This is a genomic window from Paraplanobispora takensis, from assembly GCF_016863195.1.
In the GTDB taxonomy this organism is placed as follows: Bacteria; Actinomycetota; Actinomycetes; order Streptosporangiales; family Streptosporangiaceae; genus Planobispora; species Planobispora takensis.
In genome coordinates this window covers 18,525-39,785 of record NZ_BOOK01000004.1, presented here as the reverse complement: position 1 = coordinate 39,785, position 21,261 = coordinate 18,525, and the positions used below count along the sequence as shown (strand labels likewise).

The following is a 21,261-nucleotide window of genomic DNA, read 5'->3' as shown; positions in this document are numbered from 1 at the left end:
GACATGATTCATCAAGATCCGTCCGCCCCGTCGACGACGGAGACGCTTTCCCCGCGGGATGAGGACATCGGCCCTCTCGGTAAACTTGCTAGGAAGATGGCTGGATTTACCAGCTCCTGATCACGTCAATCCCGTCGAAACGGACACCGGTGCGCATTCAGCCTGGCCAGACCGATCCCGCGGTGATCCGCAATTTCTGCATCATCGCGCACATCGACCACGGCAAGTCGACGCTTGCCGACCGCATGCTGCAGATCACCGGCGTGGTCGACGACCGTTCCATGCGCGCTCAGTACCTCGACCGCATGGACATCGAGCGCGAGCGCGGCATCACGATCAAGTCGCAGGCGGTCCGGCTGCCGTGGAAGGTCGGCGAGACCGACTACGTCCTCAACATGATCGACACTCCCGGGCACGTCGACTTCACCTACGAGGTCTCCCGGTCGCTCCAGGCGTGCGAGGGCGCGATCCTGCTGGTCGACGCGGCGCAGGGCATCGAGGCGCAGACCCTGGCCAACCTCTACCTGGCGATGAACGCCGATCTGACGATCATCCCGGTGCTCAACAAGATCGACCTGCCCGCCGCCCAGCCGGAGAAGTACGCCGCCGAGCTCGCCCACCTCATCGGCTGCGAGCCCGAGGACGTGCTGAAGGTCTCCGGCAAGACCGGCGTGGGCGTCCGCGAGCTCCTGGACCACGTGGTCGCGAACATCCCGGCCCCGGTCGGCCAGGCCGAGGCCCCCGCCCGCGCGCTGATCTTCGACTCGGTCTACGACACCTACCGGGGCGTGATCACCTACGTCCGGGTCATGGACGGGCACCTCGGCAAGCGCGAGCGCATCCTGATGATGTCCACCGGCGCCGCCCACGAGACGCTGGAGATCGGAGTCATCTCGCCGGAGCCGAAGATCGCCGACAAGGGGCTCGGCGTCGGCGAGGTGGGTTACCTGATCACCGGTGTGAAGGACGTGCGCCAGTCGCGGGTCGGTGACACGGTCACCTCCGTCACGCGCTCGGCCACCGAGGCGCTGGGCGGCTACGAGCACCCCAAGCCGATGGTCTTCTCCGGCCTGTACCCCGTCGACGGCGACGACTACCCCGAGCTCCGCGAGGCCCTGGACAAGCTCCAGCTCAACGACGCCGCCCTGGTCTACGAGCCGGAGACCTCCGCGGCCCTGGGCTTCGGCTTCCGCTGCGGCTTCCTCGGCCTGCTCCACATGGAGATCGTCCGCGAGCGCCTGGAACGCGAGTTCAACCTCTCGCTGATCTCCACCGCGCCCAACGTGGTCTACCGGGTCATCATGGAGGACGGCAAGGAGGTCACCGTCACCAACCCCTCGGAGTTCCCCACCGGCAAGGTGGACAAGGTCTTCGAGCCGGTGACGAAGGCGACCGTGCTGGTCCCCTCGGAGTTCATCGGCGCCATCATGGAGCTGTGCCAGAACCGCCGCGGCAACCTGCAGGGCATGGACTACCTGTCGGAGGACCGCGTCGAGATCCGCTACACCATGCCGCTCGGCGAGATCATCTTCGACTTCTTCGACCAGCTCAAGTCCCGCACGCGCGGCTACGCCTCGCTCGACTACGAGCCCTTCGGCGAGCAGGAGGCCGAACTGGTCAAGGTCGACATCCTGCTCCAGGGTGAGGCGGTCGACGCCTTCAGCGCCATCGTGCACAAGGACAAGGCGTACGGCTACGGCGTCGAGATGGCCAAGAAGCTCCGCGAGCTGATCCCCCGGCAGCAGTTCGAGGTGCCGATCCAGGCCGCCATCGGCGCCCGGGTCATCGCCCGTGAGAACATCCGCGCCATCCGCAAGGACGTGCTGGCCAAGTGCTACGGCGGTGACATCTCCCGTAAGCGCAAGCTGCTGGAGAAGCAGAAGGAGGGCAAGAAGCGGATGAAGATGGTCGGCCGGGTGGAGGTCCCCCAGGAGGCCTTCGTCGCCGCGCTGTCCACCGAGTCCTCCACGGACAAGGCGAAGAAGTAACCGCCGGCAGGTCGACCGCCGGGAAACGCGTCAGGCCCGGTACGGCGTGCGCCGTACCGGGCCTTCGTCGTGCCGGGTGCCCCCCGCGGCGTCAGCGCAGGACGCGGTGGAGCGCCGAGGTGAGCGAGCCCTTGGCGTCGTCCTGGTCGAGCGACCACATCATGGAGCCGCCCAGGCCCTTCAGGCGGATGTAGGCCGCCTTCTGGGTGGCCGTCGCCGGGTCGTCGTAGGACCAGAACTCGTTGCCGTCGTAGAGCCACACGGTGCCGGTGCGCAGGTCGCGGTAGCGCTTGCCGGGCTTGTTCACCAGCTCCTTGTAGTCGTCGGTGCCGGTGCCCCACTTGCCCTGGGCGGGGCCGGTGCTGGTGCCGTACAGGCCGTTCCTGCCGCCGGTCACGCCCGTCCAGCCCTGGCCGTAGGCGGGCACGCCGACCACGATCTTCCTGGCCGGGGCGCCGCGCTTCAGATAGTCGCGGACCGTCTGGTCCACGCTGTAGGTGAACTCGTGCGGGTCCCTGGGGTCGGTGAACAGGTTGCCGTTGTGGCCGGTGACCTTCTCCCACGGGCCCTGCAGGTCGTAGCCCTGGATGTTGCCGAAGGTCAGGTTCTTGAAGACCTCGCGGACGTCGAAGCCGGCGTCGATCTTCGCGGCGGAGGCCGGGATGTAGGCGGTGATCTCGCTCTTGCGGTCGTAGTCGTTCATCTGGCGGCGCAACTCGGCGAGGAACAGCGTGAAGTTCTGCCTGTCCTCGGGCCGGATCACGTTGCCGTCGTTGCCCGAGGAGCCGGGCCACTCCCAGTCGAGGTCGATGCCGTCGAAGACGCCCGCGCCGGCCCCGGCGGGCAGGCCGGGCAGGTTGCCCTTGAGCCACAGGTCGATGCAGGAGGCGGCCAGCTTGCTGCGGCTCTCGGCGGTGAGGACGGCGTCGGAGAAGTACTTCGAGCCGGTCCACCCGCCGAGCGAGATCAGCGCCTTGAGGCCGGGGTGCTTGGCCTTGAGCTCCTTGAGCTGGTTCAGGTTGCCCTTGAGCACCTGGTCGGCGGTGTCGCCCACGCCGTCCACGCTGTGCGCGTCGTCCATGGGCGTCTGCCAGTCGGCCCAGGCGTCGGCGGACACGCACGAGCCGTCCTGGCTGACGTTGCTGAAGGCGTAGTTGATGTGGGTCAGCTTGGCGGCGGCGCCGCTGGTGTCGACGTCCTTGACGAAGAACTGGCGTCCGTAGATGCCCCACTGGATGAAGTATCCGACCCGCTTGTAGCGGTCGCCGTGGCCGGTCTGGGCCTCGGCGTGGGCGGTGGCCGGGGCGGCCGCGGCGGCGAGGCCGGTGGCGAGGACCGCCGCGACCATCGGCCGGAGGAATCGCTTCACGGGATTCTCCACACGTTCGGGGGGATAACTTATAGGAAACTTTCCTTTAAGTTTTCACGGATCGTAGGCCGGTGCGATCTACGCGTCAACGGTCCTACGGCGATGTGCTGCATGGCGGTACCGGGCACCGTGCCGGGGGCGGCAGACTGGTGCGGTGCCATCCACACTTCCCGACGGCGACCCCGCGCCCGCCTCGGGCGAGCTCCCCGAGAGCGCGCTCGAAGGCCTCGGGGGGCGGCCGTTCGGCTTCTACGTCCACGTGCCCTTCTGCGTGACCCGCTGCGGTTACTGCGACTTCAACACCTACACCGCCTCCGAGCTGGGCCCCGGCGCCTCGCACGCGGACTACGCCGCCACGGCGGTGACGGAGATCAGGCGTGCGCGCGCCGTCCTCGGCGACGCCGTGCCGCAGGTCGAGACGGTGTTCTTCGGCGGAGGCACCCCGACCCTGCTGCCCGCCCGCGATCTGGTGCGGATCCTGGAGGCGATCGACGGGGAGTTCGGCCTGGCCCCCGGCGCCGAGGTCACCACCGAGGCCAACCCCGAGTCCGTCGACCCGGCCGGTCTGGAGGAGCTGCGTCGCGGGGGGTTCACCCGGATGAGCTTCGGCATGCAGAGCGCCCGCGAGCACGTGCTGAAGGTGCTGGACCGGCACCACACGCCGGGCCGCGCGGCGCAGGCCGTACGGGAGGCCAGGCAGGCGGGGTTCGAGCACGTCAACCTGGACCTGATCTACAGCACCCCCGGTGAGAGCGACGACGACTGGCGGGCCTCGCTCGCGGCGGCCGTCGAGGCCGGTCCCGACCACGTCTCGGCGTACTCGCTGATCGTGGAGGAGGGCACCCGGCTGGCCGCCCGCATCCGGCGGGGCGAGCTGCCGATGCCCGACGACGACGTGGCGGCCGACCGCTATCTCATCGCCGACTCCATGCTCGCCGAGGCGGGTTTCGGCTGGTACGAGGTCTCCAACTGGGCGGTCTCCGACAAGAGCCGCTGCCGGCACAACATGCTCTACTGGACCGGCGGCGACTGGTGGGGCGTCGGCCCCGGCGCGCACAGCCACGTCGGCGGCACCCGGTGGTGGAACGTCAAGCACCCGGCGGCCTACGCCCAGCGCCTGGCCGACGGGGTCTCCCCGGCGCACGCGCGCGAGGTGCTGACGCCGCAGGACCGCGCGGTGGAGCGGGTCATGCTGGAGCTGCGGCTGTCCGACGGGTTCCCGGTGGCGGAGATCGAACGGCCGGTGGTGGCCGCGCGGGCGCTGGGCGACGGCCTGCTGGACATGGAGGCGTTCAAGCGCGGCCGCGCGGTGCTCACCCTGCGCGGCCGCCTGCTGGCCGACGCCCTGGTGCGCGACCTCGTCGGCTGACCGGCCGGCGCACCGGCGCGCGGCTCAGCTGACGAAGCGGATGTTCATCGGATAGCGATAGCGCTCGCCGCGGTTGGTCGCGACGGCGGCCATGATCATGAAGATGAGCGAGCCGATCCAGATGACCGGGAACAGCAGGAAGCCGATGAACACGAACGCCAGCACCATGGCGACGAAATAGGCGATGAACAGGGTGAGCTGGAAGTTGAGCGCCTCGGCCGCCTGCTCCCGCACGTAGGGCGACTGGTCCTTCTTGATCATATAGATCACCAGCGGGCCGATGAACCCGGTCAGCAGGCCCAGCAGGTGGGAGATCATGGCCATGGTGGTGTCGTCGCTGCCCGGCCGCGGTCCGGGCAGACCGGGCGGGCCGTAGGGGTTGTACGCCCCGGGCGGGCCGTACGGGTCGTAGGGGCCGGGGGCGTAACCGCCCTGCTGGTAGTACGGGGCCGACGGGTTCTGGTACGGGCTCGCGCCGTACGGGCTCTGGTGGCCGCCGCCGTACGGACTGCCGTGGCCGCCCTGGCCTCCGTAGGGACTCTGGCCTCCGTAGCCGTTCCGGGAGTCCATGCCGTAGGGGCTGTGGTGACCGCCGGTCCCCGCGCCGTACGGGCCCTGCTGTCCCGGCCGGCCGTCGTGGGAGTACGGCGGGGCGGGCGGCGGGTCGTTGCGGCCGGACCAGGACCCGGCCCGTCCCGGACGGGTGTCGTCGGGCCGGTCGGAGGGCCGTGTCCGGTCGTCGTTCGCGGGCCACGTCCCCTCGGGGTTGTCGCTCATGCCGCCTCCTCGCCTCGGTCCGGGGTCCGCGGGCGCGCGGTGCGTTCGGACCCCTGCTGGTGGCCCGCCGGATCAGTCGTCCTGATCGGGGGCGGTGACAAAATCGATCAGCTCCTCGACCGGGCCGAGCAACTCCGGCTCCAGGTCAGCATATGTCCTGACCGAGCCGAGGATGCGCTGCCAGGCCTCGGCGGGATCCGGCCTCCACCCCAGGGCGGAGACGACCCCTTCCTTCCACGGCACGCCGCGCGGTACGGACGGCCAGGCGGGGATGCCGAGCACCGACGGTTTGACCGCCTGCCAGACGTCCACGAACGGATGGCCGACCACCAGCACGTGCGGGGAGGAGATCCGCGCGGCGATCCTGCTCTCCTTGGAGCCGTCGACCAGGTGGTCGACGAGGACTCCCAGGCGGCTCCCGGGGCCGGGCGCGAACTCCTCGACGATCTCGGGCAGCCGGTCGACGCCTTCGAGGTACTCCACGACGACGCCCTCGACCCGCAGGTCGTGGCCCCAGATCTTCTCCACGAGGGCCGCGTCGTGCACGCCCTCCACGTAGATCCGGCTCTCCCTGGCCACCCGGGCCCGCAGTCCCTCCACCGCGATGGAGCCGGAGGCGCTGCGCCTGGGCCCCTTCGGAGCGGAGGCGGGCCGTACCAGGGTCACCACCTTGCCCTCCAGGAGGAACGCGGCGGGCTCCAGCGGGAACACCCGCCGCCGCCCGAAGCGGTCCTCCAGTGTGACGGCCTCCTTGTCGCAGGCGACCACGGCCCCGCAGAAGCCGCCCGAGGCGTCCTCCACGACCAGGTCGAGCTCCGCGGGAACCCGGGGGATCGTGCCCTTGAGAGGCCGCCTCCAGTTTCCCGCCAGCACGTCACGCTCGTACATCAACGACCGTCCGCCCTTCCTCGCCAGAGATCAGTTGGACGCTAGCAAACGGGGCGGTCAGCCGCCGTAGGGTCCGCCCCACGCACCGGCCGCCAGGCGCTTGCGGGCACGGCTCCGCTTGACCAGCACGACGATCGTCACGATGACGGCCAGCAGGAAGCCCGCCAGGGGAACCACGAACAGCAGGACGATCCCGCCCGCGAACTGGCCGGCGGCCAGCTCCTGGCCCACGCCGAAGCGGGCGTCGCCGCCCTCGGGGAGGGAGCAGACGATCTTGTAGTCGCCGGCCTGCGGGGCGCCGACCCGCAGGCCCAGCTCCCACGGGACCCCGTCGGTGCCGGTGACGGTCGTCTGCACGCCCGGCTGGGCGAGCTGGCCCTGCGGGCCGCCCTCCTGGAAGGCGCACTCGTAGCGCACGGCCTGGGTCGCGGAGACGTAGATGGCCGGCCTGTTCGAGGCGTCGGCCGGGTCCACCTTCACCGTCAGGACCTCGCCGGGGCCGACCGAGGAGCTCGGGGCCGCGTCGGTGACCGTGTCGAAGAGGCTGCCGGCGGAGCCGGCGACGCCGCCGACGATGGCGAGCACCGCGATGATCCAGGCGCCGACGATCCAGCCGATGCCCGGCTTCACCTTCTGCGGACCCTGGGGTCCCTGGGGAGCGGTGCCGGCAGGCGCGTAGCCGTAGGAGGGGACGCCGGCCTGCTGGCCGTACTGCTGCTGCTGGCCGTACTGCGGGCCGCCGTACGGCTGGTTGCCGTACTGCTGGCCGTGGGGCTGCTGGGGGGCGCCGTAGCCGCCGCCCGAGGGGGGTCCGAAATTGTGTGACATGTGGCCAAGTGTGCATTCTGCGACTTGTCTGTCGATAGCAGTTCGCTTAACGGCCACTTGGATCCTTCCCGACCGTGTTATCGCACCCTGCGGGCGGGAGCCGTACACTTGGCACTCGGGAACACAGAGTGCCAGATCTGATGTTTTCCCTTCGTGTGGTCGCAGGGTCGGCGGGGAGGTGAGCACGGTGGTCGACGACCGAAAGCTCGCGGTGCTTCGTGCCATCGTGGAGGACTACGTCTCCACCAACGAGCCGGTGGGCTCCAAGGCGCTCGTCGAGCGTCACAACCTCGGGGTGTCCCCGGCGACGATCCGCAACGACATGGCGGTGCTGGAGGAGCAGGGTTACATCGCCCAGCCGCACACCAGCGCGGGCCGGGTGCCCACGGACAAGGGCTACCGGCTGTTCGTCGACCGCCTGTCGCAGGTCAAGCCGCTGTCGGGCGCCGAGCGCCGGGCCATCGAGTCGTTCCTGGCCGGCGCGGTCGACATCGACGACGTGGTGACGCGGACCGTCCGGCTGCTGGCCCAGCTCACCCGCCAGGTCGCCGTGGTGCAGTACCCCACGCTGACCAGCTCCACGGTCCGGCACGTCGAGCTGATCCCGCTGACCGACCGCCGGCTGATGTTCGTGCTCATCACCAACACCGGCCGCGTCGAGCAGCGCGTGGTCGAGCTGCCCGAGGTCGTCGACGAGGGCCGTGTCGCCCACCTGCGCGCCACGCTCAACGCCTGCCTGGACGGCCGCGGGCTCGGCAGCGTCCCGGATCTGGTCGCCGACCTGCCCGAGCGGCTCCCGGTCGAGGACCGGCCGCTGGCGGCCACGGTCCTGTCGGTGCTGCTGGAGAGCCTGGTGGAGCGCCAGGACGAGAAGATCGTTTTTGCCGGGACCGCCAACCTCGCGGGAGCCGACTTCAGCGTCGGGCTCCGCGAGGTGCTGGAGGCCCTGGAGGAGCAGGTCGTGCTCATGCGCCTGCTCGGAGAGACCTCCGACCTGTCCGCGCTGACCGTGCGGATCGGCTCGGAGAACCCCTATACCGGACTGCAGGGCACCTCGATCGTGGCCGCGGGATACGGTTCAGGGGACAAGCAACTGGCCCGGCTCGGTGTGCTCGGGCCGACACGAATGGACTACCCGGTCACGATGGGCGCGGTGCGCGCGGTGGCACGCTACGTCAGCCAGATCCTGGCTGCATCCTAAGAGGGCATCTAAGTGGCTAAGAGCGACTACTACGGCACCCTCGGGGTGCGCCGTGACGCCAGTGCGGAAGAGATCAAGAAGGCTTACCGCCGCCTGGCGCGGGAGTTGCACCCCGACGTGAACCCCGATCCTGAGACCCAGGAGCGGTTCAAGGAGATCACTCAGGCCTACGAGGTGCTGTCGGACGCCGGCAAGCGCCAGATGTACGACATGGGCGCCGACCCGTTCGCCGCGGGCGGCGCGGGCGCCGGGGGCTTCGGCGCCGGCTTCCCGTTCAGCGACATCATGGACGCCTTCTTCGGCGCGGCCGGCGCCGGAGGCGGGCGGGGTCCGCGCACCCGGGCCCGCCGGGGCCGCAACGCCACCATCCGGGTCGACCTCGATCTGAGGGAGGCGGCCTTCGGCACCACCCGCGAGCTGGTCGTGGACACCGCCGTGGTCTGCGACGTCTGCACCGGCTCCGGGGCCGCCCCGGGCACCCACCCCGACACCTGCGACATGTGCCACGGCCGCGGCGAGGTCTCCCAGGTCACCCGCTCGTTCCTGGGGCAGGTCATGACCTCCCGGCCGTGCCCCCAGTGCGGCGGCTTCGGCTCGATCATCCGCCACCCCTGCCAGGAGTGCTCCGGCGACGGCCGGGTCCGCACCCGGCGCACGATCAAGGTGCGCATCCCGGCGGGTGTGGAGGACGGCACCCACATCCAGCTCGCCGGCGAGGGCGAGGTCGGCCCCGGCGGAGGCCCGCCCGGCGACCTGTTCCTGGAGATCGTCGAGCGCCCGCACGAGATCTTCGAGCGGCGCGGCGACGACCTGCACTGCACCGTGCAGATCCCGATGACCGCCGCCGCGCTGGGCACCGTGCTGACCGTGGAGACGCTCGACGGCGCCGAGGAGATCGACGTGCGGCCGGGCTCGCAGTCCGGCCAGACCATCCCGCTGTACGGCCGCGGCGTCCAGCGCCTCAACGAGACCGGCCGGGGCGACCTGCTCATCCACATCAACGTGGAGACGCCCATGCGCCTGGACCCGGCCCAGGAGGAGCTGCTGCGCGAGCTGGCCAAGCTGCGCGGCGAGGAGCGCCCGCCCGGCAAGTTCGCCCCCGGCCAGCAGGGGTTCTTCTCCCGCCTGCGGGACGCATTCAACGGCCGATGACGGTCCCCGTCTTCCTGGCCGACCCGGCCGACCTGGCCCGGGCGCGCTTCACCTTCGGCGGCCCCGAGGGCCGCCACGCGGCGGCCGTACGGCGCCTGCGCGCGGGCGAGCGGCTCGACCTGACCGACGGCGCCGGGACCGTGGCCGAGTGCGTGGTCCTGGAGGCCGGCAAGGACAGCCTCCAGGTGGAGGTGCTGCGCCGCCACGAGGTGCCCGCGCCCCGGCCGCGCCTGGTCGTGGTGCAGGGACTGCCCAAGGGCGACCGGGGCGAGCTGGCCGTGGAGATGATGACCGAGGCCGGGGTCGACGTCATCGTGCCCTGGGCCGCCGCCCGGTGCGTCACCCAGTGGAAGGGCGAGCGGGCCGCCAAGGCGCTGGCCCGCTGGCGGTCCACCGCGCGGGAGGCGGGCAAGCAGTCACGCCGCTTCCACCTGCCCGAGGTGACCGAGCAGGCGGGCACGGCCGGTGTCGCGGCGCTGCTGTCGGCCGCGGCCCTGGGGATCGTGCTGCACGAGGAGGCCGAGGCGTCGCTGTCCGGCCTGGAGCTTCCCGGCGAGGGCGACATCGTCGTGGTCGTCGGCCCCGAGGGCGGGATCTCCGGGGAGGAGCTCGCCGCGTTCCGGGAGGCGAAGGCCGTACCGGCGCTGCTCGGGCCGACGGTCCTGCGCACCTCGACGGCCGGGGTGGCCGCGGCGGCCGTCCTGCAGGCCCGCACCGGCCGCTGGTGAGAACGGGAAACGGCCGGCCCCCGCGCGGAGCGGGGGCCGGCCGGTCGTCCGGGTCGTCCCTCAGTTGTTGATGGGGGCCTGGGTGCCCTCCTCCGTCGGGAGCGGCGGCGAGGTGTCGTCCGGCGCCGGGCACTCCTCGGCCGGGCAGGAGACCTCCGGTGTCGGCTCGGCCTCCGACGGCGTCGGGGTCGGCGTCGCGGTCTTCTCGCACTCCTCGCGCTGCTCCTCCGGCTCGACGAGCGTGTCGTCGGCGGCGACGGTCGGGCACGGGGTGGAGGTCGGGACGGTGGGCGTCGGGGTCGGCTGCGGGACCGAACTCGGCGCGGGCGTCCTGCCCTTGGTGGGCATCGGAGGCTCGGGCGTGCCGGGCCTGGTGGCGGGCGGGGCGACCTTGCCGTCCTTCGACGGGGGCCGGGAGGTCGCCAGCAGCTCCGGAGGGGTCGTCGTGGCCGGCTGCACGTCGCCGGCGGAGGTGATCTGCTGGGTGACCTGCTGGCGAAGCTCGGGGACCACCATGACGACGGTGGCGGCCACGAGCACCGCCCCCGCGACTGAGGCTCCGGCGCGCCACCACATCAGCCCGCGGAGCCCGCGTCGTTCTATGCGGGCGCGGATGATCTCCAGTCCGTCCGGGGAGGGAACGACCGAGTCCGCCTCCGCGCTGAGGGCACGGCGGAGCAGCTCGCCGTACTCGTCGGGGGAGTCGGTCATGACAGTTGCTCCAGAATGGTTCGTAGGGCGGCCATGCCGCGAGCCGTGTGACTCTTGACCGCGCCCTTGCTGATGCCCATCGCGTGGGCGATCTGCGCTTCGGACAGGTCTCCGTAGTAACGCAGCACCAGCGCCTCGCGCTGGCGTGCGGGCAACCCGCGCAGAGCCTCGATGACGGCGGACCGCTCCAGCTCGCCGATCGCGCCGTTCTCGGCGCTCGGCGCGTCGGGCAGGCCCTTGGGGGCGTATTTCTCGACGACCGCGCGGTGCCGCAGCACGGAACGCGATCGGTTGACGACCGACTGACGCAGGTAGGCGAGTGCCTTGTCGGGATCGCGCAGTCTGCGCCAGGCGCCGTGGATGGCGACGAACGCGTCCTGTACGACCTCCTCCGCGGTTGCCATGTCGCGGACGAGTAGCACGGCGAGGCGCACGAGAGACCGATAGTGAGCGCTGTAGAGCGCGGTAACGGCCATGTCGGCATCCCACCCGACGGGCACCGCCCCGAGCGACCTGTCGGCCACGAGGGTCTCGGTGGTCACATCAATGGGACGCTCAGCCTTCCCAGAGGGTTTACGCTCTTCCGGTTCATTAGGGGGCATGACCCAGTCGTGTCCTCGCCAGGCGGACTTTTGGGCAAACTCGCAATTGTCTGCCGACGCAAGTTTCGCACACACACCCTATCCATGCAGATCTCTCTTTACCGCAGAGGGACCATCACCGATTGGCAACGTCCGCCGGGATAGGGTGCACCCATGGTAAGCGAAGCCGACTGCCTGTTCTGCAGAATCGTGGCCAAGGAGATTCCCGCCGACGTCGTCCACGAGACCGAGCGGACGCTGGCCTTCCGGGACATCGACCCCAAGGCGCCGACCCACGTCCTGGTCATCCCCAAGGACCACTATCGCGACGCCGCCGCGCTCGCGGCCGCCGACCACGGACTGGCCGACGAGGTGATCAAGGCGGCGCACGCGGTCGCCGAGCAGGAGGGCGTCGCCGGCTCCGGCTACCGCCTGGTCTTCAACACCGGGCCCGAGGCGGGCCAGACGGTCTTCCACGTGCACGGACACGTGCTCGGCGGACGCGGTCTGACCTGGCCGCCCGGGTAAAAAACGGTTGGGCGCGATCCCCTCGATCATAGATACGATGGCGGAGAAAGTGCTCCGCAGTGCACTTACGGGTTCACTCGTCGAAGTCTGGAGGCGAACAGGCCGCTAGAGGCCCGCCCATGTCCGAGCCAAACGATTCCAGCAGAACACCACAGACGCGGTCGAAGGGTCCGAGCCGGACTCAGGCGAAGGTGGTGATCCCGGACGACCACTCGATGGTCAGCCTGCTTGGCTCGCGCGACGAGCTGCTGAGGGTCATCGAGGGCGCCTTCCGCGCCGACATCCACGTCCGGGGCAACGAGATCACCATCACCGGCAGCCCGGAGGAGAGCAGCATCGTGGTGCGCCTCTTCGAGGAGCTGACCGAGCTGGTCAGCGGGGGGGCCGAGCTGACGGCGGACGCCGTTGAGCGCAGCATCGCCATGCTGCGGATGAGCTCCGAGCGTCCCGCCGAGGTGCTCTCCCTCGACATCATCTCCTCCCGCGGCCGCACCATCCGGCCGAAGACCGTGAACCAGAAGCGCTACGTCGACGCGATCGACAAGCACACCATCGTCTTCGGCATCGGCCCCGCCGGCACCGGCAAGACCTACCTGGCGATGGCCAAGGCCGTGCGGGCCCTGCAGGAGAAGAAGGTCAACCGGATCATCCTCACCCGCCCCGCGGTCGAGGCGGGCGAGCGCCTGGGCTTCCTGCCGGGCACGCTGTACGAGAAGATCGACCCCTACCTGCGCCCGCTCTACGACGCGCTGCACGACATGATCGACCCCGACTCGATCCCCCGGCTGATGGCCGCGGGCACGATCGAGGTCGCCCCGCTGGCCTACATGCGCGGCCGTACGCTCAACGACGCCTACATCATCCTCGACGAGGCGCAGAACACCTCGCCCGAGCAGATGAAGATGTTCCTGACCCGGCTGGGCTTCAACTCGAAGATCGTCGTGACCGGTGACGTCACCCAGGTCGACCTGCCGGGCGGCGTGCAGAGCGGCCTGCGGGTCGTCCAGGACATCCTGGACGGCATCCCCGACATCCACTTCTGCAGACTGACCAGCGCCGACGTGGTACGGCACAAGCTGGTGAGCGACATCGTCGACGCCTACGGGCGCTACGACGAGACCGTGCGGCAGGGCCCGCCGCAGGTGATCAAGGGCGCGGACAAGCGCCATCGGGGACGGTCATGAGCATCGAGGTCAACAACGAGTCCGGCGTCGAGGTCGACGAGGAGCTCCTCGTCGCGCTGGCGGGACACGTGCTGGAGCGGATGGGCATCAACCCCCTCGCGGAGCTGTCGATCCTCGTCGTCGACGAGGAGGCCATGTCCGACCTGCACGAGCGGTGGATGGGCGAGCCCGGCCCGACGGACGTGCTCGCCTTCCCGATGGACGAGCTGCGTCCCGGGCACGGCGCCGGCGCGCGGCAGGAGGGCGACGCCCCGGCCGACCCGGCCCTCCTGGGCGACGTGGTGCTCTGCCCGCAGGTGGCCGCCAAGCAGGGCGCCGAGGCCGGGCACGGCACCGAGGCGGAGCTGGAGCTGCTGTGCACGCACGGCATCCTCCACCTGCTGGGCTACGACCACGCCGAGCCCGAGGAGCACAAGGAGATGTTCGGGCTGCAGGGTGAGCTCCTCGAAGCGTGGCGGGAGGTGCGCCCCCAGCGGTGAACTTCGCCAACGGGTGGTTGTTCTCGGCCGTCGTCCTGGTGGTGGTCGGCGGCCTGATCGCCAGCGCGGAGACCGCGCTGACGCGTATCTCCAGGGTGCGCGCCGAGGAGTTCGTCCGTGAGGGGCGGCGGGGGGCCGGGCGCCTGCAGGCGATCGTCGCCGACCCGCCGCGCTACCTCAACCTGCTGCTCCTGCTCCGGCTGACCTGCGAGCTGGTCGCCACGGTGATCGCCACGCTGCTGTTCATCGACTGGATGGGCGACCAGGGCTGGGCCTACGCCGCCGCGGCGGCGGTCATGGTCGTGATCAGCTATGTGATCGTCGGCGTCTCCCCGCGGACGCTGGGCCGCCAGCACGCCGAGCCGATCGCGCTGGCCGCGGCCCCTCTGGTGTACGGCCTCACGCGGATCTTCGGCCCGCTGCCCACGCTGCTCATCCTGCTGGGCAACGCGCTGACCCCGGGCAAGGGCTTCCGGGAGGGGCCGTTCACCTCCGAGGCCGAGCTGCGCGACCTGGTCGACCTGGCCGAGGAGCGCCGGGTCATCGAGCCGGACGAGCGGGAGATGATCCATTCGGTCTTCGAGCTCGGCGACACCATCGTGCGCGAGGTGATGGTGCCCCGCACCGACATGGTGTTCATCGAGCGCGGCAAGACGCTGAACCAGGTCCTGTCGCTCGCGCTGCGCAGCGGCTTCTCCCGCATCCCCGTGGTGGGCGAGAACGAGGACGACGTCATCGGCATCGTCTACCTCAAGGACGTCGTGCGCAGGGTGCAGGACACCGGAGACGACGGCCGCGTCGAGCCGGTCGAGTCGATCATGCGCCCGGCCACCTACGTGCCCGAGAGCAAGCCCATCGACCAGCTCCTGCGTGAGATGCAGGCCCGTCAGATCCACCAGGCCATCGTCATCGACGAGTACGGCGGGACGGCCGGCCTGGTCACCATCGAGGACGTCCTGGAGGAGATCGTCGGTGAGATCACCGACGAGTACGACCAGGAGGCCCCCCGCGTGGAGCCGCTGGAGGACGGGGCGGTCCGGGTGACGGCCCGGCTGCCGGTGGGCGAGCTGGAGGACATGTTCGGCGTCGAGCTGGACGTGGACGACGTGGAGACGGTCGGCGGCCTGCTGGCGCACGCCCTGGGCCGGGTGCCGATCGCGGGCTCCGAGGCGGTGGTGGAGGGCCTGAGCCTGACCGCGGAGAGCCTGGAGGGACGGCGCAACCGGATCGGCACGGTCCTGGTCCGGCGGAACGTCGACCTCGGCGAGAACGGCGACTCACCCTCCGCCGAGCACGACTGACCCTCCACCGGTCCCGTACGGCGACCGCCGGCACGTACGGCGGCCGCGGGTCCGGTGCACCGGAGCGCGGCCCCGGGCCCCGCGCGCCGCGGAGACCGGAAGGGGCGGGCCGGTCAAGCGCCCCGCAAGTGATCTGCAAGCAGCCCGCGCGAGGCTTCTCCCGTGGCTCCCGGTGACGCGGGAGCCGGGGAGAGGCCCGAGCGCCGGGAGGGGTTCGCGGCGCGGAGGCGTCTCCCGGGGGAAGGACGGATGCGGCCTGCTGGCCGGCCGCATCCCGCCCGATCGAAGGTGTCCCCGCCCGTGTGACCGGGCGGGGGCACCTTCGGCGTTTTCCGGCCGGTGCACGGGGGCGCGCGGGGGCTGAATACGCTTGTGCCGTGAGTGAGACGACCCTCGACCCCGAGGACAACAAGATCATTGTTCTTGCCCGCTCGGCCCGCGCCCGCAACGGCGCCGCCGAGGGCGCCGCCGTACGCGACGAGACCGGCCGGACCTACGCCTCGGCCAACGTGGCCCTGCCCTCCCTGACGCTGTCGGCGTTGCAGGTCGCGGTCGCCATGGCCGTCTCCAGCGGTGCCCGCTCGCTCGAGGCGGCCGCGCTGGTCACGGCGGGAGAGGGACCGAGCGAGGCGGACGCCGCAGTGGTGCGCGACATGGGCACCTCGACCCTGCTCGTGGCCGACCCCGACGGCACGTTGCGTCAGAGTTGAGCCCGGCATCGGGGACAATGGACGGCGTGAGTTCCTCAGCTGCTGATTTCCACGCGGGTTTCGCCTGCTTCGTCGGCCGGCCCAACGTCGGCAAATCCACGCTGATGAACGCGTTGGTCGGCACCAAGGTGGCGATCACCTCGTCGAAGCCGCAGACCACCAGGCGGGTCATCCGCGGCATCGTGCACCGTCCGGACGCCCAGCTCATCATCGTGGACACGCCCGGCCTGCACCGCCCCCGCACGCTGCTCGGCGAGCGGCTGGACAGCCTGGTGCTGTCCACGCTCTCCGAGGTGGACGTGATCGGGTTCTGCGTCCCGGCCAACGAGCCCATCGGCAAGGGCGACAGGTTCATCGCCGACAAGCTGGCGGCGGTCAAGAAGACCCCGGTGATCGCCGTGGTCACCAAGTGCGACCTGGCCACCCGCGAGCAGATCGCCGAGCAGCTGCTCGCGGTCTCCCGGCTGGCCGAGTTCGCGGAGATCGTCCCGGTCTCCGCGCAGTCCGGGGAGCAGCTCGACGTGCTGGCCGACCAGCTGATCGCGCGGCTCCCCGAGAGCCCCCCGCTGTACGAGGGCGGGCAGCTCACCGACGAGCCCGAGCAGGTCCTGGTCGGCGAGCTGATCCGGGAGGCGGCCCTGGAGGGCGTCCGCGACGAGCTGCCGCACTCGATCGCGGTGGTCGTCGACGAGATGATGCCCCGCGAGGGCCGTGACGACCTGCTCGACATCTACGCGCACATGTTCGTCGAGCGCCCGTCCCAGAAGGCCATCGTGATCGGCCACAAGGGCACGCGCCTGAAGGAGGTCGGCAGCCGCGCCCGCAAGCAGATCGAGGGTCTGCTCGGCACCCGGGTCTATCTCGACCTGCGCATCAGCGTCGCCAAGGACTGGCAGCGCGACCCCAAGCAGCTGCGCCGCCTCGGCTTCTACGACTGATCGGCACGCCCGGGCACCCGGGCGGGCCGCTTTTCGGACCGCCGGATCCGTAACGGGACGGTGTCTGAAAGTAGCTGTCAAGGCGCCCCGGTTAACGTCGGCTCGCACGCGACTCCGACACGACCGGGTAGTTCCCATGAACAGTGCCGTATCTGTGATCGACGCTCCGCGAGCGGTGGCCACGCCGGGGACGGAGCGGCCGCAGCCCGCCGGGCGGCAGCGCGAACCGTATCTGGACAACGTTAAGTTCGTCCTGATCTGCCTGGTGGTGGCCGGTCACTCACTGGTGCCCACGCTGGCCGCGGGCTCGTCACGGGCCGTGTACCTGTTCGTCTACGTGTTCCACATGCCGTTGTTCGTCATCCTCAGCGGATATCTGTCGCGCCGGTTCTGGGACTCCACCGCCAGGACGAGCAAGCTCGTCGACACCCTGCTGGTGCCGTACATCGTCGTGGAGGTCGGCTACGCCGCCGTGCGGTCCGCGCTGGGGGACGGGTGGTCCCTGAGCATCATGGACCCGGCCTGGCTGAACTGGTATCTGATGGCGCTGCTGCTGTGGAGGCTCTCCATACCGGTGTGGAGACGCCTGCGCCATCCGCTGCCGATCGCCGTCGCCGTCTACGTTCTCGCCGGGTTCTGCGAACTGCCCGGCGACTTCAGCCTGGACCGGTTCTTCGGGCTCATGCCGTTCTTCGTGATCGGCCTGCTGCTCACGCCCCGGCATCTCGACCTGCTCGACCGAACCCGGATCAAGATCATCTCTGTCTGCGTGCTGCTGGGCGCGGCCGTGGTGGCGACCGTGGTCGCACCCCGGGTCGAGCTGGGGCCGGTCTACTACAGGCACGACTTCGAGCACCTGGACATGACCTGGTGGACGGGCATCGCCGTACGTCTCGGGCTGCTCGTCGCCGCGCTGGTCATGTCCGCGGCGGTCCTGGCCCTGATCCCGCGGCGCGAGACCTGGTTCTCCGGCCTGGGGACCAGGACGCTGTACTGCTATCTGCTGCACGGCGTCCCGGTGCTCGTCGCCAAGGAGATGGGCTGGCTCAGCCGGCCGTGGATGTTCGGCCCGTGGGGCGTGCTCGCCATCGCGGGCGGCTGCTTCGCGCTGTCGGTCGTCCTGTGCCTCCCGCAGACGAGGGCCCTCTTCAGGGGACTGTTCGAGCCGCGGCTCAGGTGGCTCTACCGCCCGTCGTCGAGATGACGCCCGTCGTCCCCGGCTCGACGCCCGTCGGCCTGCGGGACCGGCCGGCGCAGGAGCAGCGCGGTGATCCCCAGCGCGGTCACCGCCAGAGCCGCCGCGAACGCGACGAACCAGCCGTACTCAACGGTCGGCTGGACCCTCATCAGGCCGCCGAGGTCGATCGAGGCCTGCTCGGCTCTGCCCAGGGGGTCGCTCAGGAAGACCAGCAGGACCAGTACGGTGATCACGCCCGGCAGCGTCGCGAGAGCGGTGAACCGCCGGCCGTTCGCGACACCGGTGACCCCCGTGGCCGCCACGGCGCCGAGTGCCGTCGCGGCGATCCCGGAGATCAGCGCGAGCACCCCCGACCAGTCGTCCACGCCCCGGATGCGTTCGCTCACCGAGCCGACGAAGACGATGTCCGCCCTGATCCCCGCCCAGGGCAGGAAGGCGGCCACCACGAGAAGGGCGCCCGCGGCGGCCACCGCGATCGGCAGGGCCCGGCCGGACGCGGGGGAGGGCGCGGGGGCGGTGGCGGGATCGACCATCGGCTCAGGCTAGTTTCCCCGTCCGGCCGGGGACAGGCGCCCCGCGCACAATCCGCCCGGCCCGCTCCTCACCCCGGCAACATGATCACCGCAAGGAGGCGGGCGGGCTGAGCGGTCGGGCACCGGGCGGCCGGGTCACCGGGCAGGCAGACCGGCCGGTCAGTGTGGGAACGCCGCCGCCTCACCCCGCTCCAGACGGTAACGGAGCGCGGCCGCGTCCGGGGCGAGGGCCGAGACCAGAACCCCCGGCCCGGCCAGCGGCAGCATGGCCCAGCCGTCCCCGATGACCGCCTCGCCGGTCCGGGGACTCCCGGCGGCCGCGGCATCCGGGGCCGGGCCGTCGTCCCCGTACCGGTCCCGGAGGTCTGCGAGGACGGCCCCGGGCGGCCCGGCGATCAAGGTGCTGCCCACGCAGCGGGCGTCGCCGTACACCGCGGGGCTCGCGTCGAGGGCCGGGTCGCCCACCGTGAACTCCTGCCGGAGCAGCGGGCGGCCCCCGACGGTGGCGTCGAAGCGGGAGCGGCAGCGCCCGGGGGTCTCGCCGTGGCGGCCGAAGACGATCTCCTCTCGCCAGAACACCCGGGCGTCGCCGGCCAGCTCCAGCCGTACCGCCACCCGGTGCCGGCAGCCCGCCGCGAGCACGGTCGGCTCCGGGGCGAACCGCAGCGACGCCCCGGAGCCGACCCGCGCGGTGACGGTCATGAGCGACTCGGCCGCGCCGGAGCCGGGCAGGACGAGGGTGCTCGCGACGGACAGGACGTCGAGCGAGGTGCCGGGCGCCACGTCGATGTCGAGCGCGAGGTCGTCGCCGCCGAGCGGCCCGGCGGCGGTGGAGACCAGGTGGACCCGTCCCGGCCCGGTACGGCGCAGCGTGATCGGCGGGGCCGAGCGCATCACGGCCGGTACGGTCCGGCCGTCCGGCCCGAGCGCGGTGGCGAGCACCGCCCGCGCCGTCATCGACCGCCGCCGCACCGCCGGGGCGGCGGCCGGGGGACGGCCGGGGGGAGCGGAGGCGGGGAGGTCGGCGGGCGGTGGGGACGCCGGGAGCCGGGCGGGTGTCATCGCGTTCAGGTGGCGGCCGGGGCGGTGGAGCCGTGGGCGTGCTCGTAGGTCCACGCGTGGATGAGCCCCATGACCCACTCGGCCACCGCGTGCGCCTCCGGCTCCTGCCTGACCGAGGTGAACAGCACCGGCTTGCCGTCCCGTACGGCCGCCGCGTCGCGGGACATGACCGTGAGGTCGGCGCCGACCATGGGGGCCAGGTCGGTCTTGTTGATCACGAGCAGGTCGGCCGTGGTGACGCCGGGACCGCCCTTGCGGGGGACCTTGTCGCCGCCGGAGACGTCCAGCACGAAGATCTGCCGGTCGGCCAGTCCCCGGCTGAACGTCGCGGTGAGGTTGTCGCCGCCGCTCTCCACGATCACCAGGTCGAGCGGGCCGAAGCGCTCCTCCAGGCTCTCCACCGCGTCGAGGTTGGCCGCGATGTCGTCGCGGATGGCGGTGTGCGGGCAGCAGCCGGTCTGCACGGCGGCGATCCGCTCCGGGTCCAGCACGCCCGCCTTCCGCAGGAAGTCGGCGTCCTCGGTGGTGTAGATGTCGTTGGTGACCACGGCCAGGCGCAGCGTCGGGCCGAGGGTACGGCACAGCGCGGCGGTCAGCGCGGTCTTGCCGCTGCCGACGGGCCCGCCGATGCCCAGCCGCAGCGCCCTGCCGTGCGGGTCCGGCGCGTGGTGGCGGTCGTCGTGATCGGCGCCCATGGGCCACCGTCCTTTCGTGGGTGGGATCAGGAGACGAACAGCCGGAGTCCGGCACGCAGGTGTCGTTCGGCGAGCAGGTCGAGTGCGGGCGCCGCGTGGGCGGGCAGCGCCGCCCACGGGGAGCCGCCGGGGGGTTCCGGCGACGCGGAAGCGGCCGGAAGGGATCCGGCGGCGGGGTCTTGGGACGAGGGGAGCGGCCGGTGAGGCGGGGACGGGGGAGCGGCCGGGAGGGATCCGGCGGCGGGATCCGGGGATACGGGAGCGGCCGGTGGGGCGGGGATCGGTGGCAGGCAGGCGGCGGTGGCCGCGATCCGCTCCAGGTCGGGGGCGAGGTCGGCGAGGAGCCGGTGGACCTCGACGGGATCGAGGCCGAGCAACCGGACGGCGGCGGTCGCGGGCCCGGTGACCGCCGTGTAGGCCGCCGCCAGCGCCGCCTCCTGCGGCGTGCACCCGGTCACCCCCGCCGCCGCGCCGAGCGCCACCGGGTGGTGGGCCCCGTGCGGTACGGCCTCCGCCAGCTCGTCGAGGACCGGCGCGGGCCAGATCCGCCGGGCGGTCCGCAGCAGCAGCCGTCCCTGGACGCGGCTCGCCTCCCGCTGGGCGGGGGAGGCGGTCCGGGCGTCGGCCTCGGCGTCCAGTTCCGCCCAGCCACCGGGATGCTCCCCGCCGAGATCGATGACGTCCGGTTCCGCCCGGCCGCCGGGGCGCTCCTCGCTGAGACCGGCGGCATCGGGAGCCGTCCGGTCGCGGCCTTCCCCGGCGGTGCCGCCCGCCGTACCGGATCCGGCGGCCGAGGTGGCCAGCGCGCAGGCGGCCGCGGCGAGGCAGGCGGCGACCAGGCCGGAGGTGGCCAGCCGGCCCCGCAGGAACGCCGCCAGGGTGGGGAGGTCGTGCACGGCTCCCGCGGCGATGGCCGCCTCGGCGCCTCCCGAGTGGCCGTGGCCTCCGGCGGGCAGTCGCGAGTCGGTGAGCAGCAGCAGGGCGGCGTTCAGCGAGGGGGAGCCCGCCGGGGGCTCGCCGGGACAGGGGATGCTGCTCATC

Annotated in this window: 22 protein-coding genes; 12 read left to right on the top strand and 10 right to left on the bottom strand. The window is 71.6% G+C overall.

Going from position 1 to position 21,261, the window contains the following annotated elements:
• Nucleotides 1-149 precede the first annotated feature (149 nt).
• Entirely contained in the window at nucleotides 150-1,988 is a 1,839-nt protein-coding gene (gene lepA, locus Pta02_RS02835; protein WP_203873057.1) for a translation elongation factor 4, read from the top strand.
• Nucleotides 1,989-2,079: 91 nt separating this feature from the next.
• Here the strand turns inward: lepA and Pta02_RS02830 are convergent, their stop codons facing one another.
• Nucleotides 2,080-3,357 carry a glycoside hydrolase family 18 protein gene (locus Pta02_RS02830; protein ID WP_239129380.1) on the bottom strand — a complete coding sequence of 426 codons (1,278 nt, stop codon included), beginning with the start codon at nucleotides 3,355-3,357 and terminating at the stop codon, nucleotides 2,080-2,082.
• Between the two features lie 154 nt (nucleotides 3,358-3,511).
• On the opposite strand from Pta02_RS02830, the gene hemW reads away from it, so the two are divergent.
• Nucleotides 3,512-4,726 (top strand): radical SAM family heme chaperone HemW, encoded by a 1,215-nt coding sequence (hemW, locus tag Pta02_RS02825; protein ID WP_203873056.1) that lies wholly within the window; start codon nucleotides 3,512-3,514, stop codon nucleotides 4,724-4,726.
• 24 nt (nucleotides 4,727-4,750) lie between these two features.
• Here the strand turns inward: hemW and Pta02_RS02820 are convergent, their stop codons facing one another.
• From Pta02_RS02820 to Pta02_RS02810, 3 genes are all read right to left on the bottom strand, one after another.
• Nucleotides 4,751-5,503: a DUF4870 domain-containing protein gene (locus Pta02_RS02820; RefSeq protein ID WP_203873055.1), complete on the bottom strand. Its 753-nt coding sequence runs from the start codon at nucleotides 5,501-5,503 to the stop codon at nucleotides 4,751-4,753.
• 72 nt (nucleotides 5,504-5,575) lie between these two features.
• Nucleotides 5,576-6,391 (bottom strand): DUF3097 domain-containing protein, encoded by an 816-nt coding sequence (locus Pta02_RS02815; RefSeq protein ID WP_203873054.1) that lies wholly within the window; start codon nucleotides 6,389-6,391, stop codon nucleotides 5,576-5,578.
• Nucleotides 6,392-6,448: 57 nt separating this feature from the next.
• Nucleotides 6,449-7,219, bottom strand: a complete 771-nt coding sequence (locus Pta02_RS02810) for a hypothetical protein (protein ID WP_203873053.1) — start codon at nucleotides 7,217-7,219, stop codon at nucleotides 6,449-6,451.
• A 187-nt stretch (nucleotides 7,220-7,406) separates the two neighbouring features.
• Between Pta02_RS02810 and hrcA the strand changes: the two genes are divergently transcribed.
• From hrcA to Pta02_RS02795, 3 genes are read left to right on the top strand one after another with little or no spacing between them, the layout of a single operon-like run.
• The gene (gene hrcA / locus Pta02_RS02805) at nucleotides 7,407-8,420 is read left to right on the top strand and encodes a heat-inducible transcriptional repressor HrcA (RefSeq protein WP_203873052.1); all 1,014 of its coding nucleotides are present in this window, start codon (nucleotides 7,407-7,409) and stop codon (nucleotides 8,418-8,420) included.
• 12 nt (nucleotides 8,421-8,432) lie between these two features.
• The gene (dnaJ, locus tag Pta02_RS02800; RefSeq protein WP_203873051.1) at nucleotides 8,433-9,572 is read left to right on the top strand and encodes a molecular chaperone DnaJ; all 1,140 of its coding nucleotides are present in this window, start codon (nucleotides 8,433-8,435) and stop codon (nucleotides 9,570-9,572) included.
• A complete protein-coding gene (locus Pta02_RS02795; RefSeq protein ID WP_203873050.1) occupies nucleotides 9,569-10,300 on the top strand; it encodes a 16S rRNA (uracil(1498)-N(3))-methyltransferase in 732 nt (243 codons plus the stop codon). Before dnaJ ends, Pta02_RS02795 begins: the two co-directional genes overlap by 4 nt.
• A 60-nt stretch (nucleotides 10,301-10,360) precedes the next feature.
• Here Pta02_RS02795 and Pta02_RS02790 read toward each other — a convergent pair whose 3' ends face one another.
• Nucleotides 10,361-11,011, bottom strand: coding sequence for a hypothetical protein (locus tag Pta02_RS02790; RefSeq protein ID WP_203873049.1), 651 nt, complete (start codon nucleotides 11,009-11,011; stop codon nucleotides 10,361-10,363).
• Entirely contained in the window at nucleotides 11,008-11,487 is a 480-nt protein-coding gene (locus Pta02_RS02785) for a SigE family RNA polymerase sigma factor (protein WP_203873318.1), read from the bottom strand. The genes Pta02_RS02790 and Pta02_RS02785 overlap by 4 nt, the downstream gene beginning before the upstream one ends.
• A gap of 279 nt (nucleotides 11,488-11,766) precedes the next feature.
• On the opposite strand from Pta02_RS02785, the gene Pta02_RS02780 reads away from it, so the two are divergent.
• The 7 genes from Pta02_RS02780 to Pta02_RS02750 all read left to right on the top strand — a co-directional run bounded on the left by Pta02_RS02780 (nucleotide 11,767) and on the right by Pta02_RS02750 (nucleotide 17,936).
• Nucleotides 11,767-12,120, top strand: a complete 354-nt coding sequence (locus Pta02_RS02780) for a histidine triad nucleotide-binding protein (protein WP_203873048.1) — start codon at nucleotides 11,767-11,769, stop codon at nucleotides 12,118-12,120.
• Nucleotides 12,121-12,239: 119 nt separating this feature from the next.
• Nucleotides 12,240-13,304, top strand: a complete 1,065-nt coding sequence (locus Pta02_RS02775; RefSeq protein ID WP_203873047.1) for a PhoH family protein — start codon at nucleotides 12,240-12,242, stop codon at nucleotides 13,302-13,304.
• Nucleotides 13,301-13,783 (top strand): rRNA maturation RNase YbeY, encoded by a 483-nt coding sequence (ybeY, locus tag Pta02_RS02770; protein WP_203873046.1) that lies wholly within the window; start codon nucleotides 13,301-13,303, stop codon nucleotides 13,781-13,783. Before Pta02_RS02775 ends, ybeY begins: the two co-directional genes overlap by 4 nt.
• Nucleotides 13,780-15,084 (top strand): hemolysin family protein, encoded by a 1,305-nt coding sequence (locus Pta02_RS02765; protein WP_203873045.1) that lies wholly within the window; start codon nucleotides 13,780-13,782, stop codon nucleotides 15,082-15,084. Before ybeY ends, Pta02_RS02765 begins: the two co-directional genes overlap by 4 nt.
• Nucleotides 15,085-15,461: 377 nt before the next feature.
• Entirely contained in the window at nucleotides 15,462-15,794 is a 333-nt protein-coding gene (locus Pta02_RS02760) for a cytidine deaminase-like protein (protein ID WP_203873044.1), read from the top strand.
• Between the two features lie 17 nt (nucleotides 15,795-15,811).
• On the top strand, nucleotides 15,812-16,732 hold the full coding sequence (gene era, locus Pta02_RS02755) for a GTPase Era (RefSeq protein ID WP_203873043.1): 921 nt from the start codon (nucleotides 15,812-15,814) through the stop codon (nucleotides 16,730-16,732).
• A gap of 136 nt (nucleotides 16,733-16,868) precedes the next feature.
• On the top strand, nucleotides 16,869-17,936 hold the full coding sequence (locus Pta02_RS02750) for an acyltransferase family protein (RefSeq protein ID WP_203873042.1): 1,068 nt from the start codon (nucleotides 16,869-16,871) through the stop codon (nucleotides 17,934-17,936).
• On the opposite strand, the gene Pta02_RS02745 is transcribed toward Pta02_RS02750, so the two are convergent.
• The 4 genes from Pta02_RS02745 to Pta02_RS41800 form a co-directional block, all read right to left on the bottom strand.
• Nucleotides 17,915-18,463, bottom strand: a complete 549-nt coding sequence (locus Pta02_RS02745) for a hypothetical protein (RefSeq protein WP_203873041.1) — start codon at nucleotides 18,461-18,463, stop codon at nucleotides 17,915-17,917. The genes Pta02_RS02750 and Pta02_RS02745 overlap by 22 nt on opposite strands.
• A 159-nt stretch (nucleotides 18,464-18,622) precedes the next feature.
• On the bottom strand, nucleotides 18,623-19,525 hold the full coding sequence (locus tag Pta02_RS02740; RefSeq protein ID WP_239129376.1) for an urease accessory protein UreD: 903 nt from the start codon (nucleotides 19,523-19,525) through the stop codon (nucleotides 18,623-18,625).
• A gap of 5 nt (nucleotides 19,526-19,530) precedes the next feature.
• Nucleotides 19,531-20,220, bottom strand: a complete 690-nt coding sequence (ureG, locus tag Pta02_RS02735; protein ID WP_203873040.1) for an urease accessory protein UreG — start codon at nucleotides 20,218-20,220, stop codon at nucleotides 19,531-19,533.
• 26 nt (nucleotides 20,221-20,246) lie between these two features.
• Nucleotides 20,247-21,260: an urease accessory protein UreF gene (locus Pta02_RS41800; protein WP_275423550.1), complete on the bottom strand. Its 1,014-nt coding sequence runs from the start codon at nucleotides 21,258-21,260 to the stop codon at nucleotides 20,247-20,249.
• Between the last annotated feature and the right edge of the window lies 1 nt (nucleotide 21,261).